Annotated in this window: 10 protein-coding genes; all 10 read right to left on the bottom strand. The window is 69.9% G+C overall.

All coding sequences use genetic code 11. The annotated features are described in order from the left end of the window. Nucleotides 1-12 precede the first annotated feature (12 nt). Genes ASD13_RS12415 through ASD13_RS12370 form a run of 10 tightly spaced genes read right to left on the bottom strand, consistent with a single transcriptional unit; the run spans nt 13 to nt 17,879 of the window. Nucleotides 13-1,377, bottom strand: coding sequence for an RDD family protein (locus ASD13_RS12415; protein ID WP_055869598.1), 1,365 nt, complete (start codon nt 1,375-1,377; stop codon nt 13-15). Then, entirely contained in the window at nt 1,374-2,111 is a 738-nt protein-coding gene (locus tag ASD13_RS12410) for a hypothetical protein (protein ID WP_055869596.1), read from the bottom strand. Before ASD13_RS12410 ends, ASD13_RS12415 begins: the two co-directional genes overlap by 4 nt. Then, a complete protein-coding gene (locus ASD13_RS12405; RefSeq protein ID WP_055869593.1) occupies nt 2,099-3,727 on the bottom strand; it encodes a serine/threonine-protein kinase in 1,629 nt (542 codons plus the stop codon). The genes ASD13_RS12410 and ASD13_RS12405 overlap by 13 nt, the downstream gene beginning before the upstream one ends. Then, nucleotides 3,724-5,007, bottom strand: coding sequence for an FHA domain-containing protein (locus ASD13_RS12400; protein ID WP_055869590.1), 1,284 nt, complete (start codon nt 5,005-5,007; stop codon nt 3,724-3,726). Before ASD13_RS12400 ends, ASD13_RS12405 begins: the two co-directional genes overlap by 4 nt. Then, nucleotides 5,007-5,822: a PP2C family protein-serine/threonine phosphatase gene (locus tag ASD13_RS12395; RefSeq protein WP_157535633.1), complete on the bottom strand. Its 816-nt coding sequence runs from the start codon at nt 5,820-5,822 to the stop codon at nt 5,007-5,009. Before ASD13_RS12395 ends, ASD13_RS12400 begins: the two co-directional genes overlap by 1 nt. Beyond that, nucleotides 5,819-7,126 carry an RDD family protein gene (locus tag ASD13_RS17215; protein ID WP_082531501.1) on the bottom strand — a complete coding sequence of 436 codons (1,308 nt, stop codon included), beginning with the start codon at nt 7,124-7,126 and terminating at the stop codon, nt 5,819-5,821. The genes ASD13_RS12395 and ASD13_RS17215 overlap by 4 nt, the downstream gene beginning before the upstream one ends. Beyond that, complete coding sequence (locus ASD13_RS12385; RefSeq protein ID WP_055869585.1) at nt 7,123-9,519, bottom strand: transglutaminase family protein; 2,397 nt, start codon at nt 9,517-9,519, stop codon at nt 7,123-7,125. The genes ASD13_RS17215 and ASD13_RS12385 overlap by 4 nt, the downstream gene beginning before the upstream one ends. After that, on the bottom strand, nt 9,516-10,778 hold the full coding sequence (locus ASD13_RS12380; protein ID WP_055869583.1) for a DUF58 domain-containing protein: 1,263 nt from the start codon (nt 10,776-10,778) through the stop codon (nt 9,516-9,518). Before ASD13_RS12380 ends, ASD13_RS12385 begins: the two co-directional genes overlap by 4 nt. After that, entirely contained in the window at nt 10,778-11,749 is a 972-nt protein-coding gene (locus ASD13_RS12375; RefSeq protein WP_055869575.1) for an AAA family ATPase, read from the bottom strand. Before ASD13_RS12375 ends, ASD13_RS12380 begins: the two co-directional genes overlap by 1 nt. Before the next feature lie 46 nt (nt 11,750-11,795). Further along, on the bottom strand, nt 11,796-17,879 hold the full coding sequence (locus ASD13_RS12370) for an Ig-like domain-containing protein (protein ID WP_055869572.1): 6,084 nt from the start codon (nt 17,877-17,879) through the stop codon (nt 11,796-11,798). Between the last annotated feature and the right edge of the window lie 91 nt (nt 17,880-17,970).

Here is a 17,970-nt window from a genome sequence, read left to right as displayed (position 1 = left end):
CACTGCTCAGGGTCATACCCACTCCACGTGGAGGGACCTGTCGCCGAAGCGGACCGTGTCCCCGGTCATCAGCTCGGCGGGGTGGCCGGCCGGCAGAGCGGTCTCGGCGCCGCCCCGCACCACCGCACTGCCGTTGGTCGACGCGCGGTCGACGACGAAGACGCCCCGTCGAGCGGGCATCACCGCGATGTGCGTCTTGGACACCGATCGCGTGTCGTCGACCACCGGCACCAGGAGCGCCTCGCCCTCGCCGGGAGCCGCGCTCGGGGACCGCCCGAACAGCGTCGTCCCGCGCACCTCGATGCGCTCCCCGGTGTCGAGCACCAGAATCGCGCGGACGCCCGCGGGAGCGACGACGGGCGTTGCCGGGGCGTCGGCCGGTGCCGGCGTCGCCGCAACAGGCCCAGCCGCTGGAACAGGCTCAGCCACCGGAACAGGCGGCATCGGCGAAGCCGCCGGAGGCGCCACGTACGCCGGGGCCGGGTCCGATGCCGGAGCCGGAGCCGGAGCCGGAGCCGGAGCGAACGATGCCGGACCCGGGGCTCCCGTCGCCAGCGACGGCGGCGTCGACGAGACCAAGGCCCCCGGAGCAGGAGCCTGCGCCGGCTCGACTGCCGGTCCCGACGCGGCGCGGTGCGCACCGATGACACCGCCGGAGAGACGCGCACTGGGGACGTACTCGGCCGGTGCATCGCGATGCACCGGGGTCGCCAGTGACGGCAGCGGGGCCTTCTCCTCGTGTTCGGGCGTCTTCACGCGCTTGCGCGCGATGCGCATGCGCTTCTGGTCATAGGGGTTCAGTCCGCCGCGCACGTCGACGAACCAGGTCGCCGCGGCGAGGTCGAGCCATCCGCGTCCTCGCCGCTCGATGTCGAAGAGCGGGGAGAGCATGATCACCAGCACCGGGCCGATGAGCGGCACGATGAACGAGGCGTAGGCGACGAGGTAGCGGACCACGGCGCCGCGCCAGAAGCCGGGGCGTTCGAGGGTGCGCACGTTCACGGAGCGGATCCCGCAGATCGCCTTGCCGAGCGTCACACCTTTGCGGCCGTGCAGCACGAGCTGGACCACGACGTAGGCGATCATCAGGCCTTGCGAGACGGCCGCCGCGACGATGAGCCACACCAGGTCACCGCGGGCGAAGAACTTCTCGGGGTCGAACTGCCCGGCCACCGCCTGGGCGAGAACCGGGGTGAGCGCGATGATGGCCGGGAGCGCGATGAGCACGGCCACCGTCCACTCGATCACCGCGGCGAGCACGCGCGCCCCGCGCCCTGCTGCCCGCAGGCCCAGCGACTCCGCATACGCGGGATCGGGACGCCCGTGCGCGTCGAGTCCTTCGACCTCCGGTGCGTGGTCGTCGATCTCCCAGATCACTCCTGCTCTCCCTCGACTTCATCGACGGTGTGCGCGGTGTCGAGAAGGGGCAGGTCGCTCTTGCCGACCAGGCGCGATGCGATCACGTGCTCGACGAGGCGCGCACGTCGGTTGGTCGCGAAGCTGCGCTGACCGCCGCGCATACCGGGCACACCGATCCGGTCGAACTTGTCGCACACGTTGTCGAGCTTGCGGTTGAACCGGGTGACGGTCCATCCGAGTCTCTCCGCCGCCTTCGCCGAGGTCGGGATCTCACTCATGCCGGTGCCGTCCCTGCGCAGCTGCGGCTCGGCCAGCGCGAGGATGAGGAGCTTCTGGCTGAGGGTCAACGGGACGTCGCCGATGGTGGAGGCGCCACCGTCGTCGTGCTCGCGCCTGGTCGTGCGGAACGCCGGCTCTGCCGCGTGCAGCGTGAGCTCGTACGTCGTCGGACCCGCGCTGAACACGACCGTGGTCGTCTCGAAGACCACGGGAAGACGTGCGCCGGGAGCAAGCCACGCCTGCACGCCGCCCGCCGAGTCGGTCACGGTCGCCGTGAGCCGCGTGCCGACGTTCGACAGCCACCACAGCCCGTCGGCGTCGGTGATCTCCAGGAAGTGGCGGTGCAGGAACAGGTTGTCATCCAGCTCGAGGTCGCCCTCGCGGCCGACGATGAACCGTCCGCCCGGACGGACGGGGAAGTACTCCCCCGCGAACTCGACGGTCACTCCGCCTTCGCCACTCACTCGACGCACCCCCGCACGGTCTCGGACGCGCGACCGTCGTCACGTCGCAGCATCACGTCGATGCAGACGGTGCCCGCACCGGCGGTGACCGCCGCGGTCGGGTCCGGCGTCTGCTGCGGAGCGACCTCGCCGGAGACGACCACCGGCGTCCAGATGTACGAGTCGCCGTCGAGCGGGCTCGGGTTCGTCCAGGTGAAGACCACCTGATCGCCCTGCCGCGTGCCGGCGAGCTCGGTCACCTTCGGCACGACATCCGTTCCGACATCCTTCGGATCGACGGCCTCCGCCGTCTCTTGCGGTTCAGGAGTGATTCCCGCGACCAGGAGGTTCAGGCCGACGATCCCACCGATCACGAGCACCACGCCCGCTGCGGCGAGCGCGATCCACAGGCCCTTGCGGCTGCGAGCCGGCTCGGCGGCGACCGGGGCAGGGGCGGGGGTGCCCGGAACCGACGGCGGCGGCACGGCGGCATCGGGCGCGACCACCATCGGTGCGCGGGCGATGGTCCGGTCATCGGCGCCCGGCGCCATCGGAGCGGCGGGAGCCGGGGTCGGCGCACGCAGCTGTGTCTGCTCGACGGACGATTCCTCGGCGACCGGCGCGTCGAAGCGCGGCATCCCCGGCAACATGGCCGGAGGGTCCTTCCGCTGCGTCGTCGCCGACGGACGGGTGAACGACGCCATGTCGGGATCGATGCTGACGATCTCCCGCACCCGGGTGAGACCGTCGCCGTCGTCATCCAGGTCTTCCGCGGGCGGGTGGTCGTCGACGATGTCGATCGGCGTCACCGAATGCGAGAGCTCGATCTGCACCTTCTGCAGCGCTCGCGCGAACGCCACCGCACTCGGGAAACGGTCGTCGGGGTTCTTCGCCATCGAGCGCTCGAGCAGCCGTTGCAGACTCTCCGGGGAGTCCGGCCGCTTCAGCGAGGGGAGCGCAGCGCGCTCGATGCGCTCGATGAGGTCGGCGCTGGAGTTGCGCTCTCCCGGTCGCTCGAACGGCGATCGTCCGGCGAGCAGTGTGTACAGCGTCGCCCCGAGTGCCCACACATCCGTGCGGGGTCCGCTCTGCGGCGGCTCGGCGAACGACTCAGGAGGCGACCACGGGATCGACATCCCCGACGCCTCGCCGGTGGCCCCCGTCGTCGACGCGATGCCGAAGTCGGTGAGCGCTGGCCGGTTGTATTCGGTGACGAGGATGTTGGCGGGTTTGATGTCGCGATGCAGCACGCCGGCACGGTGGGCCGTCTCGACGGCGCCGGCCACCTGCACGCCGACCCGGAGTGCCTCGGCGACCGAGAACGGGTCCTTCCGTGCACGGAGCTGGAGGTTGGGCCGCGGGCAGTACTCCATCACGAGATAGGGGCGGCCGTCGCCGGCGACCCCCGCCTGGTAGATCGTGACGATCGCGGGATGCGTGGACAGCATCGCCATGACGTTCGCCTCATCGGCGAACTCCTGCGCCGCACCGCTCGAGATGCGATCGGCGAGCAGGACCTTCACCGCGACTCGGCGCCGAGGCATCTCCTGCTCGTACAGGAAGACATCGGCGAAGCCACCGGTGCCCAGCGGCTCCACATACGTGAAGCCGGGGAGATCCGGCGGCGGTGAGGGGCGACGCGTCACGGGAGGTCCTCGAAGGCCACGGTGACGCCGTCGCCCAGGTCGACCACGTCGCCGGAGAGCACCAGCGTCTGCTCGCCCGGGTGCAGCCGCACGGGGTCGGCCCCCGGACGCAGCAGAGTGGACCCGTTCGTGGTGTGCAGGTCGATGACCACGACGGTGTCGCCTTCGGGTCTGACCTCGAGGTGGCTGCGCGAGATGTCCTGCTGGGGACTCTCGACCGCGATCAGGTGCGGAAGGTTCGCACCGCTCGCACGGGTCGACCGCGGACGGCGTCCGATGATCACGGTGCGGTCGAGGGCGGTCACCTGCCCCGTGGAGAGCCGGATACGACCGACGGACACCGTGGTCGGCGCCGGAGCGACTTCGAGCACCTCGGTCGGCGCGTCGTTCGCGACCGGCGGCTCCTGGCGGAGAGCACGGAGGTCTGCGGCCGAGATCGTCGCACCGTCATGGTCGCCCTCCACGACGACCGGGGCGACCGGTGCCGCCGCCGGTGCCGCTGCGCCGACGGAATGCACGGTGGCTCCCCACAGCTGGTCGAAGTCGTCATCGACGGGCGGAGCGAGCGTCACCTCCGTCGGCGGCAGGAAGGCGTCGTCGATGACGGGGAGCGGCTCCTCCGGCTCCGGCTCCACATCCGACTGCGGCTCGGGCTCCGGCTCCGGCTCCGGTGCCGCGACGGGCTCCGGGATCGGGACGACGACAGGCTCCGGTGCAGCGACAGGCTCCGGTGCAGCGACAGGCTCCGGCACCGCGACGGGCTCAGATGCGGGTGCGTCCGCTGCCGCGTCTCCGACGACCGGTGCCGGACCGAGCGCGGAGATCAGCGGATCGGCGTCGCTCGGTTCGAGCTCGGCGCTCACCGCCGCGGCCCGCACGATGCCGCCCTGCACGGGCAGACCCACGGCGTCGGCGGGAGCCTCGACCGTGATGTCGATCTTCGTGGCACCGCCGAGGAATCGCTCGTTCCAGGTCGTGACCTCGGCGCCCGAGAGCTCGAGCGACTCCGTCCCGGTCTCCACCTGCGCGGAGACCGCCCCCCGCAGGGCGATGCGCACATCGGCGCCTTCGGCGACGGCTGCGACGAACGACGGCAGCGATGTGAACGACCCGCCCGCGTGCGTGGTGAGCACGTCGACGACGGTCGCGAGGGTCTTGTCCTCCGGCAGACGCTCCCACAGCCGGGCGACGACATCGCCGGGGACGTCGGGCGGCAGGGCGACGAGCGCTCCCGGGATGACGATCAGGTACCACTGTCCCGGTCGGTAGATGGTCTGCATCAGCGAACCCCTCCTGCTGCGGTTTCTCGTGGACGTGTGTCCTGGTCGATGTCCGTGTCGGTGGCCATGAGCGTCCCCGGACGTGAGGCGACGGAGACGGCGTCGATGACGAGGACCGTGATGTTGTCCCTGCCCCCGGCGCTGACAGCCTCGTCGATGAGCACGTCTGCGGCTCGCTGGGGGTCCGACTCGGCTTTCAGAACCTCGCGGATGCGCGCGTCCGGCACCTCGGAGGTGAGTCCGTCGGAGCACACCAGGATGCGGTCGCCCAGTTCGGCGGGGAACATCCAATAGTCGGCGTCGCCGGTGCTGCTCGCCCCGATCGCGCGCGTGATGATGTTGCGGCGCCGATCGGAGACGGCGTCTTCGGTCGTGAGCTCGCCCGACTCGATCAGTTCCTGCACCACGGAGTGGTCGACGCTGATCTGCTCGAGCTCGCCGTCGGCGAAACGGTAGGTGCGCGAGTCTCCGATGTTGAGCGCGAGCCAGTAGCCCATGCCGTCGACCGAGGCGATGACCACACCGCTCAGCGTCGTGCCGGCACGGCCGTTGCCGGAGGTGGACAGCTCCTCCACGCTCTCCCTGGAGAGGGACAGCGCATGGCGCACATCGTCGAGGGCGAGAGAAGAGCGGCCGATGTACCGCGCGAACTCGGCGATCACCGCGGCGCTCGCGCGCTCCCCGGCCTCGTGCCCACCCATCCCGTCGGCGACGACGAAGATCGGAGCGGCCGCGAGATGGGCGTCCTCGTTCAGCGCACGCCGAAGACCCGGATGCGTCGCCGATCCGGTCGAGACGATGAGTCCCGGCCTCACGCGTATCCGCCGATCGTGACGATGCGGTCGCCGATCTCGATGGCATCGCCCAGACGCACCGGCACGCGCTGCCCGGCGGGGCAGGCGATCCGCTGGCCTTCGCGGACGATGGTCATGCCGTTCGTGGAGTGCCGATCCATCACCCAACCGCCCGAGGTCTCCGCCGCCGCCTCGAAGTGCGTCTTCGAGAGCGACAGCGTCTCGTCGCGCACCGGCACGAGCGTCGCTCCCTCTTCCGGTGCGGGGTTGCGGCCGAAGACCGTGCGTCGCGACACGGACACACGAGTGCCGTCGTCCCAGGTGAACACCAGACGGTGTCCGGGAACGCTGATCCTGGTGTCTTCGAGGTCGTCCTCATCGGCGGCGACCGGAGCACTCGGGGCGGCCGGAGCCGCGGACGCGAGCGGAGGTTCCGGGGTCGTGGGCGCAGCTGCGGGGGTCTCGACGGCGAGGGGCGTCGGCGGAACGGGCGGCGCCGGGCTGACGATCGGTGCTGCGACGGGAGGGGCCGCGACGGGAGCCGCCGGCTGCTGCTGGATCGTCGCGTCGAGTGCGGGCTCCGGCTCCAGCGACGGAGCGGGCCGTCCGGGCGCATCCTGTGTGATCCCGGGGACGAAGGCGATGAGCGATCCCGCTTCGGCGACCGGTGCCGCGGGTGCGGCCGGGCGCGGCGGGACGGAGGCCGGTGCCGCGGGTGCCGGAGGCATGGCCGGGGTCGCGGCCACTGCCTCCGTCGGCTGCGGGAGCCCCGGGATCGCCGGTGCGGGTGCGGACACCGGGTGCGCCGAAGCCGTGGTCGGAGCAGGCACCGCCGGCGCCGCAGGCGATGCGGCGGCAGACCCGACGGGTGCGGGCACCTTGGCGTCCAGCATCAGGGAGCCGGCGACCTTGTCGTGCCAGCCCTGGAACCGTCCGGAGCCGTCGAAGAGCGGCGTGAAGTACCCCACCACCACGGAGGCGGCGAGGCCGAAGATGATGTTGCGCAGCAGCGCACGCCCGAAGCCCAGCGGGCTCGCGTCGGCCGCAGAGACGAGCCGCAGTCCTTGGGCGCGCATGCCGATCGAGCCGTTACCTGCCTGCATCACCGTGTAGACGACGAACCAGCCCAGGAGCACCAGGCTCACCACGGGACCGCCGACCAGCAAGACCCCGATGCTGCCTTCGATGCTGCCGGTGAGAGAGGCGGCGATGAGGAGTCCGCCGCCGAGCACGATCGCGAGCCCGCCGGCGATCAGGGCATCGATGATGTAGGCGACGGCGCGACGGGCGACGGGCGCGATCTGGTCGGGCGCGGGCTGCGTCATGGGGTCTCGCTCTCGGAGGACGGGGGCGTCGTGCTGTTCTTGATGGTGCCAGGTTCGCGGCGAACGCGCACGGCCGCAGCTTCCTTCAGATTCTGGAATCCGTTCGAAATCGCGGTGCCGCCGATCAGGGAGCGGACGCTCAGTCGTGCCTTGAGGCGCTTCCAGAAGCCGGCGTCCTTCCCGAGGCCACCGACGATGTCATCGACCTCCTGCCAGAAGGACTCGACGTCCGCCGGGCTCGGCTCCGCGGGGCCGAACACCTCGGAGTCCGCGCGCTCGGCGAGGGCCGTGACCTGCGGCACCGTGAGCGAGGACGCCACGACGGCGGCCTCCTCGATGCGGGTACCGCCGGGCGGGATGCGGGCGCCGTAGTCGACCGCGCGGTCGGTCAGCTCGTCCCATCCCCCGCTGATGCGGTCTGCGGTGCGTGCGGCGGCGCGACGCGAGCGACGCTTCGCGGCCTTCCAGGCGCCGATCACGATGAAGGGCGAGGCGAGCAGGGCGATCACCCCGAGGGAGATGCCGCCGATCACCAGGATCGCCCCGATGATGCCCGCGATGTTCAGGGTCTCGTCTTCGGCCTCGCGGTCGTCGGGCAGGGTGGGCGGCAGGTCGACGGGCTCCTGCGGCGGAGGCGGAGGCTGCAGCACCTGCGGCTTCGGGTCGACCCGGGGCTTGGTGTTCTGGTCGTTGGGCACCTGGTCTTCGGGCGGAGTCGGGTTGAAGCTCACCCATCCGATGCCCTCGAAGTTGACCTCGACCCAGGCGTGCACGTCGTCGCCGGTCGCGGCGAACACGGCCTCACCCTCCCGCGTCTCGTCGGGGTAATAGCCCATGACCACGCGAGCGGGGATGTCGATCTGGCCCGCGAGCAGTGCCATGGCGACGGCGTACTGCTCATCGTCACCGATCATCTGCTCGCCGCCGATGAGAGTCGAGATGCGCTCGGCCGTGTGCCCAGCACGGGAGATGACCTCCCCCTCCAGGCCGTGACTGAAGAAGCCGTCTTTGGCGAGCAGGTTCTCGAGCGCGCGCACACGCTCGATCGGCGTCTCGGCGCCCGCGACGGTCTCGGCCGCGAGGGCGGTGAGCTCCTCCGGCACGTTGCTCGGCTTCGGCATCGCGACCTTGCCGAACGGCACCTCGGCGAGCTGCTCGTCGTCGGGCACGCTCGGCAGCACGGCATCCACCGTGTACTCGTCGCCCGTGGTCAGCTTCGTCGTGGCGACGGCCGTGCCCGTCTCGGTGTTCACGTAGGTGCCGCGGCGCAGCTGTTCGGCGTCGTCGCCCGAGAAGCTGATCTCGGAGAGCTCTCCCGCGGTCGGCACCCACACCCCGCGATACTCGTCGATCTCGATCTTGAGCGTCACCGGGACGCCCTCGGCATCGGGCGACATGTTCGAACGCAGCGGCGTGAAGGCGCTCGACGAGGTGGGGCCACCGTCGGTGACGTTGTAGACCATGCCGTCGAACTGGTCCATGACGGCGGTGCGGACACGCGCGCCCTTGGGCAGACCCTGCACCGTGAAGAGGGTCTCATCCGCCTCGTCGCGCACGTTCTTGCGGAAGGCCTGCAACGGGCTCGGATAGTCCCGGATGTCGAACGGCGGGATGATCACATCGCGGAACACGTGCCGTGGCTGCGCCGGGTTCGCTATCGCGCTCGTGGCGACTCCGGCTCCTCCGGCGATGGCCAGCACGGCGACACCCGCGAGCAGGCGGCGGGTGCGCATGTGCGACGCCCGCGACGGATCGACCTCGCTCACGGAGACGGCGGTGTTCTGCGGTGCCCAGAGCTGGCGCAGCGCGAGCCACGACATGCTCACGACGGCGAAGACGAGTCCCTGCACGAGAGGGAACGCGGGTTCGGGCGTCCCGAGCGCGATCACCAGCATGAGCAGGACGCCGGCGGGGATCAGCGCCCAGGCCACCTGCGAGAGGCGCAGCGCGAGGGAGGCGGTCACGGTGGTGATCACGAGGGCCAGCAGGAACGGGACGACGAGGTGTCCGTCGGCGGCCGCGACGGGGGCGACCGTGGTGAGCATCTGCTTCCAGGCGGTCACCGTGCCCAGCGCCAGCTTCTGCAGTGTCTCCAGTGTGGGGATGAATCCGAGGATCGAGGTCTGCGGCAGGGCGAAGGCGCCGCCGAACACGAAGTACGCGGCGACCGTGAGACCCGTGATGATCAGGATTCCCCAGCGGCGCCAGGTCGCGACGACCGCGATCGCGAGGCCGACCAGGATGCCTCCGGCGACGGCGGGCAGGAAGGACCCACCGGCGAACGTGGGCCAGAAGCCGATGAGCGCGGTGAGGACCAGGAGCGCCGTCGCTGTCAGGTCGAGGACCCAGCGGCGCAGGGGAAGATCGCCGAACGCGGCGGAGGATGCGGTCATGCGAGCACCTTCTGCAGGGCGAGCGGGATCTGTTCGAGTGCTCCGACCGTCACCACGTCGGCATCGCCGATGCGACGCAGAGCCGGGGCGGACGCGGTGGTGTCGGCGACGACCACGAGCACCCTGGCGCCGAACGGCAGGCGCGCACACGCGAGGCGGAGGTCGTCGGACTTCACGCGAGCCCCGCACACTAGCACGACCACGCTCGCCAGCGGCATGGTGGCCGACACGACGCCGGCGAGCTCGGCGATGCCGCCCTCCTTCGGCTTGCTGTTCTCGACGGCCGAGAGCGAGTCGAGCAGCTGCTTGCCGGTGCCGGCGGGCAGCTCCCGGCCCTGCACGCGCATGTCGACGCGCTGCGAGTCGCGGAGCGCGCGCAGGCCGATCGATCCCGCAGCCGAGACGCCGAGCTCGAAGTCGTCTTCGGTGGCGTAGTCGGCGAGCGAGCGCGAGAGACCGATCACGAAGTGCGAGCGCCGGGTCTCCTCGTACTGCCGCACCATCATCGTGCCGGTGCGGGCCGTCGAACGCCAGTGCACGTGACGCAGGTCATCGCCCGGCTGGTACTCCAGGAGAGCGTGGAAGGACACATCGTCGCGAGAGAGATCGGCGGCGGGCAGCCCCTCGAGGTCGCGCAGATAGCCGAGCGACTGGCCGTCGAACAGCACGGTGCGCGGATGCACGAAGAGGTCGACGGGATCATCCCGCCGGTGCGCCCGCTCGAACAGGCCGAGCGGGTCGCCGCGCACGACGCTGACCGGTCCCACCTTGACCACGCCGCGCTTCTGGGTGGGGATGGCGAAGAGCTCCTCCGCCTCCTCCCCCGGGGCGAGCCGCTGGATGCCGAACTCGCCGCGGCCGGAGCCGACCGGGAGCACGACGCGCGAGGGCAGGATCGCCCTGGTGCCGCGGTTGGCGAGGGTCAGGGCGCCGACCGCGCGCTCTCCCACGACAACGCGGGTGCGGGCGAGGTCGAGCGCCACGTCGTAGGCGGTGCGCCCGATCAGGAACAGCGCGCACAGGGCCACGGCGATCGCGATGACCACGGCCGCGATCGTGAACTCCGACCAGCCGGCGATCTGCCCGAGCACCCAGAAGCCGACGGCGAGGGCCATCAGCACCCAGGCCAGCGGACGGATCGCCGACGTGATCTTCCGGAGGCGCGTCAGGATGCGCGCGCCGATGACGGCCGCGATGTCACGCCAACCGGCGTCGCGCTCCGTCTGCGGCGGCGATGCCTGAAGGGCCTCCGCGGTCATCAGGCCGCCACTCGGGCCTGGGGTGCCGCCACCGCGTCGAGCACGCGGGCGATCACGGTGTCGCTGCTGGTGCCGGCGAACTCGGCCTCGGCGTCGAGCAGCAGACGGTGCTGCCACACCGGGCGGGCGAGAAGCTTGATGTCGTCGGGGAGCACGAAGTGGCGCCCCTGAGCGGCCGCCCACACCTTGGCCATGCGGACCATCGCGATCGCCCCGCGCACCGAGACGCCGAGCCGGATGGCCCCGTCCTCGCGCGTGGCCTCGGCGAGCTCGGCCACATAGCGGAGCACGGCGGGCTCGACATGCACCGTCGCGGCGAGGTCGGCCATGTCGGCGACGGCGCTCGTCGTGATGATCGCGGACAGGCCGGCCGACGGGTTGCGGTCAGAGGCACCGGCGAGGATGCTCTCGGTCACGGCCAAGTCGGGGTAACCGATCGACGTCTTGATCAGGAAGCGGTCGAGCTGGGCCTCGGGCAGCTTGTACGTGCCCGCCTGCTCGATGGGGTTCTGCGTCGCGATCACGAGGAACGGACGCCCGGCCTCGTGCGTGACGCCGTCGACCGTGACGCGCGATTCCTCCATGACCTCGAGCAGCGCCGACTGGGTCTTCGGCGACGCACGGTTGATCTCGTCGGCGAGCACGATCGATGCGAAGATCGGCCCCTTGTGGAACTCGAAGCGGTGCGACTGCTGGTCGTAGATCGTCACACCGGTCACATCGGACGGCAGCAGGTCGGGCGTGAACTGGATGCGTGCGCTGGTGCCCTGCACGGTCGCGGCCAGCGCCTTGGCGAGGCTGGTCTTGCCCGTTCCCGGTGCGTCCTCGAGGAGCACATGGCCCTCGGCGAGCATCGAGGCCAGCACGAGGCCGACGATCTCCTGCTTGCCCTGCACGGCCTTGTCGATGTTCTCGACGAGGCGCTGGAAAGTGCCCTGGAACCAGGCGGCCTGCTCGGGAGTCATTGTCATGAGTGTGTCGTTCCTTGTTCTTCGGATGTCGAGAAGAGAGAGCGCATCATTGCCAGACGCGGTGTTCGAAGGCGTTGCCGTTGACCATCACCCAGGCTTCGATCACGCCGCGGCGGTTGCCGAGATAGCAGCTCAGTCGACCGCCGTAGTTGCCGTTGCCGTCCATCGTGATCGAGTACGGACCGCCCCAGACCCCGCCGTAGGTCGGGTCGTTGTTGTTGCACCGCACCGAGATGGTCTGACCGGGATCGAAGTCCTGCGCGTTGAGGTAGAAGTACGCGCATGTGCCGTCGTTGCAGTTCGGCTGGCCGTTGGCATTGCCCGTGGAGGTGACCCAGGCCCGGGGGTTGGGCTTCGGTCCGGATGTTCCAGCCTCGGACCGGGTGATCTTCTGCCCCGCCTCATCCGTGACCTCGACATCGATCGTGTGGCGCTGGCTGTAGCCGTTGCCGACGGTGGTGCTTCCGTTCGCTCCGACGTTGGACCATCCACCGCCGTCGATGCGGATGCGCACCGTCTTGATGCCGCGCCCGTTGGCCGAGACGTTCGCGTTCCAGCCGAACGTCACGCTCGTGGGGTTCTGCGCTGCGGTGACCGACGGCTGCTTCAACGGACCGTACGGGTTGCCCGACATCTGGCCGGACGCGTCGCTGGCGTAGGTCTGTCCATCGACCGTCGAGACGGCACGGACCCGCACGTTGTAGTTGGTGCCGTTCGAGAGTCCGGTGATGACGTTGTTGCCCGGCATCGCCGCCCAGTTGCCTCCGACGGAGTACTCGTATCGCACCTCGGTCGATCTGGCGCCATTCAGCGCGCCGGGAGACCAGGTGAGCGTGAGGGACCGGTCGCCCTCGGCGACGTTCGACAGAGAGGGCGCACCCGGCTTGTTCACGCCGCGGCGCGGTGCCGACATCGGACTCCACTCGCCCCAATCTGCCTTGTTGTGCGCGCGGATGCGGTAGGTGTACGGCGTCTCGGATGTCGGCACCTTGACCGCCTGCTCCCTGGCTCCTGCTCCGGGGAAGACCGTGTTGCGGAGCGTTCCCCCCTCCCACACCTGCAGCTCAAAGGAGTCGATCGGGTCGCCGTTGGCGTTCCCCGGCATCCACTTCACCTGCATCTGAGCCTCGTTACCGACACCTGCGAGTTGCGTCACGGTGGGCGCGGCGGCGGGCATCGGCGGGCCCGCGGGGACCTCGGATGCCGACCAGGCGCTCCAGCTCGACGGCTCGGGTGCGCGGTTGTGGGCCTGCACGCGGATCTGGTAGTTCGAGCCGTTCTCGAGGCCGTCCCACGTCATCGAGTTGCCCGTGGCCTGCTTCTGCGACACGCCGGACGGAGGAGCGGGCGAGATCTCGAGCGTATAGCTCTCGACCGGGGATCCGGGCGTGGTCGGGGTGGCCCAGGAGACCTTGAGCGACTTGTCGCCGAAGGCGAGGGTCGGCGGGTTCGGGGTGTCGGGCCGAGCGTCCGGACGGGCGACCGCCGAGGTACCGGACGGCTTCGACTCGCCGACGCGGTTCGTCGCCGTGACCTGGAAGGTGTACTCGACGTTGTTGGTCAGCCCGTCGAGCGTGCAGGTCGTGGACCGGCACTCTTTCGAATACGGGTTGCCGCTGACCGATTTGACCGTGTACTTCGTGATCTCGGCACCGTTGTTCGACGGCGCTCCGTACGAGACGACCACGGTGCGATCCTGCACGCTCGAGACGAGCGGGGCTCCCGGTGCATCCGGAACGCCCTGCACCGTGACGATGATCTGTCCGTTGGCCTCGCGGTCGGCATCCTTCGTCGCATCCTGGATGCGGTAGCGCACGACCATGGTGCCGACGAAGCTCGCATCCGGGGTCACGACCACCTGATCGCCCTTGACCGTGGCGCCTCCGGAGCCCGATTCGGTCACGGCGGTCATGAGCTTGAGCGGCGTCTCGGGGAACGGGTTGTAGTCGTTCGCGAGCACGGGCACCGTGATGCTCTTGCCCTGGTCGGCTTCCGAGATCGTGTCGGTGTTGGCGGCGGGCAGCGGTCGGGTCGAGGCCCCGACGCGCACGGTCACCGTGCCGTCGACCGGCTCGGTCGTCCCGTCGGTGATCTCGAGCTTCAGCGTCGCGACGGTGCCCTTCTCGACGTCGGACGAAGCTTCCACGAGCAGGTCGGAGCCGTCGATCTTGGCTGTGATGCCCTTGCCGGCACCACTGACGTACTTGTACTTGTGCTTGCCTTCGTCTTCGGGGTCGGGATCGGTCGTCAACGCGGCGAGGTCGAGCGTCGAGGCCTTCTCACCGGGGGCGACGATGACCTCTGCGCCGATGAACTCGGGCTGCTGGTTCTCGGGCGGCAGCACGTTGATCGGGATGCTGAGCGTGGCCTTGCGTCCCTCGGGGTCATCCGGGCCCGTGCCGTCGGTCACCTCGAAGGTCAGCGAGTCCTGTCCGAAGTACCCCTCGGCCGAGGTGTACACGAGCGTCGTCTCGTCCTTCACGAGGTCGTCGCCGTTCGCGTACACCGCGTTCACCTTGGCGTGCTCGGTGATCCGCGCGGTTCCTCCGCCGGCGACGGTGACGAACTTGGAGAGCGGGATCTCCTTGGTCTCCCCGCTCATGACTTCGAGCGGTTTGGTCGAGTCGAGGATCGGGCGCAGATCCGATTCGGCCGGGACGAAGATGAACGCCGATGCGGACAGATCGTCCTGATCGGTGAGGGTGTAGCGGATGAGCTGCAGGTTCTCGGTCACGGTGACGCGCACCTTGCCGTTCTCGAGCTGCGTCGCTCCTTCGCCGAGAGAGACCTTCAGGCGGTCGGTCGTACCGTCGGGGTCTTCATCGTTCTTGAGGATGTCGAGATCGGCGCTCATCGTGCCGTCGGTGAGGTCGGTCGGGCGCACGCGATCGTCGCGAGCGACCGGCGCCTGCAACGGCACGTTCTCGTCGACGGTGATCTGCAGCGCCGCGGTGGCCTCTGCTCCGCGCGCATCGCGGATCGTGTACTGCAGCGACGTCTCGAGCTCACGGTTCGGCGCCTGAACCAGCACCCGGTCTCCCGAGACGCGGGCCGTGATGCCCGTGTCGGTCGGGACCTCCAGGCCGTCCTTGACGAGCGCGATCTTGTCGCCCTCGGGGTCGGAGTCGTTCGCCATCACCGGCACCGAGATCTCTCGACCCGGCCGCACGACCACGGCATCCTTGACGGCGAAGGGCCTCTGGTTGACCTGCTCGCCCGGGGCGATACCCACGCGGATCGTGGCGATGCCCTCCTTGCCGAGGCGGTCGCGCACGCGGTAGCGGAACACGTCGACACCCGAGGATCCGTCGAACGCCTCATAGGTGAAGTAGTTCTGCGCGGTCTCGGTGATGCGGCCCTTCGTGGGGCTGGAGGCGATGTCGATCAGCTCGACCGAGTCGCCGTCGGCGTCGATGCCGTCCAGCGGCACGGCGATGTTCGCCGTCGACCCGGCGAGCACGCGAGCCACGAGGTCCTGCGGGCGCGGCGCGGCGTTCGTCTCGGGGTCGACGGGCAGGATCTGGATCGTGACGTAGCCGGCGTCCTTCTGCTGGCGGGAGTCGACGGCCTCGTAGGTGAGGTACACCGTCTTCGCGACAGGGCCCGCCTTGAAGCGGATCGTGTCCTGCGAGACGAAGGCCTCGCCGTCCTCCGGATCGATGAGCGGCTCGACCAGCTCGGGGACGACGTGCATGACGTCGTCGTTCGGGTGCGTGTCGTTGTCGAGCACCGGGATGGTGACGACGTCGCCCGCCCGCACGATCGCGGTGTTGTCGTTCACGACCGGCTGGAGGAGCTGGTCGGGCGCGGGGATCGGGATCACCACGACCTCGCCCTCGGCCGACTTCGAGCCGTTCGAGATGCGGTACTTGATGCGGGCCTGATCGGTGAGCGAGCCCTGGTCAGTGATGCGGAGGGTCTCATGGTTGATGACCGACACCGAGACACCGGAGTCGTCCTCGATCGAGACGGACTGCACGACGAGGATGCCGCCGGCGGGGTCGACATCGTTCGCGAGCACGCCGAGGAGCACATCTCCGCCCGTGGGCAGCAGCGCGACGTCACGGACGGCGACCGGCGGCAGATCCGTCTCGCTCGCCTCCAGCACGTCGACGCGCACGATTCCCTGGCTGCTCTCGGGACCCGCGGTCGCGAGATACAGCACGTAGTAGGTGCCGGGGGCGTCGGCGGTGAAGGTGAAGGTCTTGTTGGGTCCGTCCGGCAGCACGGTCGCGCCGGGTACCTCGTTCACACGACCGAGGCGCAGCAGCTCTCGTCCCGAGCTGGTGTCGTTGGCGAGCGGGGCCACCGTCACCTGCTCGCCGACGCGGGTCACGACATGGTCGGCGTTGGTCTTGGGCTTGGTCGACCCTTCGGGCCGCACGTCGAGCGTCACGGTCGCTGTGGCGGTCTCGCCGTATCCGTCGGCGACCGTGACCTGCACCTCTTTGAGACCCTGCTGGCTCGCCGTGGCCTTGTACGTGATCTGGCCGTCGGTGCTGAAGTCGACCTCGTCACCCGGCGCGGGCACCACGTCTTTGAGGTAGACGTCGTCGCCTTCCGGGTCGATCCAGTCGGGGAGGATGTTGTACGAGATCGTGCCGCCGGTCTCGACCGTCAGCGTCGTCCTGCGCTTGGGCGCAGGAGCGGTGTTGATGCTCTTGTCGTAGACGGTCAGTGTGACGGCCGCCGTGTCCTTGCCGCCGCGGCCGTCGTCGGCCTCGTACGTGAACGTGGTCGACCCGGAGGCGCCTTCCTCCACCGCGATCTGCAACGATCCGCCGTTCTGCACCTGCTGGATCGTCCCGACCGCGGGCTGGGCCTCGGCGAGCGCCGCCACCAGGACGTCGCCGTCGGGGTCGTTGTCGTTGTCGAGCACCGGGAGCATGGTCGTGACACCGGGGCGCACGCCGAACGTGTCATCCTCGGCGATCGGAGGAGTGTTCTCCTCCTTGCGTTCGGGGAGCGTGGTCTCGACGGTCTCCTCGGTGGAGTCGTCCTCGTTCTCGGTCTCGCCCTCCGGCGGGGTGAGGTCGTTCCAGTTGTCGACGCGCTGGAGGCTCTCGTTGGCAAGCCAGGCCGCGCCACCGACGGCGTCGTTGAGGATGATGACGTCGCGGTTGACGCGGAACACGAGGCTCTTCGCGTCTTCGGCGCCGTCGACCTGGGCGTTGACGTCGTTGCCGGTGCCCGGGCACTCGCGGATGAACGTGGCGGTGCCCGCCCACGCGCCGTAGGTGCATCCGCGCAGCCAGACCGGAGCGGCCGCGGTGCCGGTGCCGCCGGCGTCGACCTCGGTCGGCTCGCCGCCGTCGAGGGGAACGCTCACCAGGGCGTTCGTGGTCGCGATCGCCACTGCGTCGGTGTTCTCGGACGCCTGCTGCAGGACCGCCTTGTCGGCGCCGGGGATCTCGGTGCGGATGCCACCGGGCGAGGTCACGACGCCTGCCGAGCGGTCGAGCACGACCGGCGTGCGGCCGACCGCCGTGATCGTCGGCTTCGCGGACGCGTCGAGCTCGCCGACGGATGCGGCCGAGGCGTCGAGGGCTTCGCCCTCGTTGTCCACGGGCACAGTGACGACCTCGCCGCGCTCCGGGGCGAGTCCGAACACCGTGCCGTCCTTGGCGACCGCGACATCGGCTCCGGCGCCGAGTTCTGCGGCGGGCTCGTTCACCTCGGCCTCGAAAGACGAGACGCCCTGGGCGGGGACGACCCAGAGCTCGCCGGTCTTCTGATCGAGGATCGCGGCCGTGCGGTTGCCCAGCGCGACCTTCGCCGAGGAGGGGATGCCTGCGGAGTCGCCGAGAGATACGCGTGCGGGATCGACGGCGGTGAGGGTGGAGGCGTTCTCATCGACGACGAGGATGTTGCTCGTGTCCTGAAGGATGTCGTAGTTCTCGCCCGTGGTGCGCAGACCACCGTCGAGGACCGTCGACTCGTTGTTGAAGTGCCCGACCAGCAGGCTCGACGTCTTCGTGATCCAGACGCCGCCGTCGTTCAGGTCGACCTTGGTGGTCGGGAAGCCCTCATAGGTGAAGGCCATCGTGGTGATAGCGATGACGCCGACGGTGACACCGGCGGCGGACGCCAGTGTTTTGGGCCGCGCGCGTATCCAAGACAACGCCTTCATTCCCGGTTCCCCCCCAGGTGACACTCTTCGTTAGCTCCTGGGCGGTCCCTCCGGGCCCACCGAGCACCCGTTCATCCTAACCGCGTCTCGG

Source organism: Microbacterium sp. Root1433D1 (genome assembly GCF_001426835.1).
Lineage (GTDB): Bacteria > Actinomycetota > Actinomycetes > Actinomycetales > Microbacteriaceae > Microbacterium > Microbacterium maritypicum.
This window is presented reverse-complemented; position numbering and strand designations above follow the sequence as displayed.

What these genes read in the sequence shown, in the direction of transcription:
- ASD13_RS12400 (WP_055869590.1), bottom strand. Translation starts at nt 5,007, where the DNA reads ATGCAGACCATCTACCGACCGGGACAGTGGTACCTGATCGTCATCCCG.
- ASD13_RS17215 (WP_082531501.1), bottom strand. Translation starts at nt 7,126, where the DNA reads ATGACGCAGCCCGCGCCCGACCAGATCGCGCCCGTCGCCCGTCGCGCC.
- ASD13_RS12370 (WP_055869572.1), bottom strand. Translation starts at nt 17,879, where the DNA reads ATGAAGGCGTTGTCTTGGATACGCGCGCGGCCCAAAACACTGGCGTCC.
- ASD13_RS12385 (WP_055869585.1), bottom strand. Translation starts at nt 9,519, where the DNA reads ATGACCGCATCCTCCGCCGCGTTCGGCGATCTTCCCCTGCGCCGCTGG.
- ASD13_RS12375 (WP_055869575.1), bottom strand. Translation starts at nt 11,749, where the DNA reads ATGACAATGACTCCCGAGCAGGCCGCCTGGTTCCAGGGCACTTTCCAG.
- ASD13_RS12380 (WP_055869583.1), bottom strand. Translation starts at nt 10,778, where the DNA reads ATGACCGCGGAGGCCCTTCAGGCATCGCCGCCGCAGACGGAGCGCGAC.